1 protein-coding gene and 1 pseudogene are annotated in these 716 nt (G+C 45.8%); one reads left to right on the top strand and one right to left on the bottom strand.

From position 1 onward, the window contains the following. Nucleotides 1-295: 295 nt before the first annotated feature. Nucleotides 296-445: a SymE family type I addiction module toxin gene (locus ACSZO1_RS22625; protein WP_437616645.1), complete on the bottom strand. Its 150-nt coding sequence runs from the start codon at nt 443-445 to the stop codon at nt 296-298. Nucleotides 446-568: 123 nt separating this feature from the next. Between ACSZO1_RS22625 and ACSZO1_RS22620 the strand changes: the two are divergent. Then, nucleotides 569-637, top strand: a pseudogene (locus tag ACSZO1_RS22620) (type II toxin-antitoxin system ParD family antitoxin); the annotation flags it as partial. Nucleotides 638-716: the final 79 nt, after the last annotated feature.

Below are 716 nucleotides of genomic sequence, written 5' to 3'. Positions count from 1 at the left end.
ACAGCTCAGCTAAGGTAAGGCTAATACAGCTAAGGACTCCACTGAACCCCACCGATTAAATCGCACCTTCCCTAAATGGACAGTGCTTGGAGGGGATGTTTACCAGTATGAAAATAATAAAATGAATAATTTTTATGCAGACTGGTACTGTAATTTGACGGTTCCTTCTGAAAGTTGCGATTATGCTAAAGAGCACCTAAGTAAATTAAGAGGTGACAATATTTATATCTCCTTTACATTAAAAAATGAAAGGATCCCGCCATTATCGCGGGATTTTACTATGTAATCCAGTTAGTTACTTTTCACCCGCCACCCGGATAATCATCTCTCCCGGCCTCGTGATCACTTCGATCTTCTGCCCGGTCTCAAACCCCAGCTCCGCCATCCAGTGCCCCTGCTGGATGATGGCCGGTGACGGCGTGAAGTTTCGGTGATCCCCGTACATAACCCACGAAGTAGGGTCGATGGCAGAACTCTGGCTGCCGAATAAAACAGCAGTTGATGATAATGCGCCACCCTGAAACACTAACAGATAATAACGGTTAGTAATCGAGGCGGAGAAATCATTATGCCAACCAGCGTAGCGCTAAGTCCCTATTTCGAAGCATTTATCCGCGAGCAAATCGATAGCGGGCGTTAGGTCGTGACGCAGACTTAGTGTTGTTGTACTCTTTGCCCTTTGGATGATTGATGGCAACGATTGATGTGGTTTGTCC

It is taken from the genome of Erwinia sp. V71 (assembly GCF_965644245.1).
Taxonomy (GTDB): Bacteria; Pseudomonadota; Gammaproteobacteria; order Enterobacterales; family Enterobacteriaceae; genus Erwinia.
Note: the sequence above shows the minus strand (reverse complement) of the source record. Positions and strands in the feature narration are given on the sequence as shown.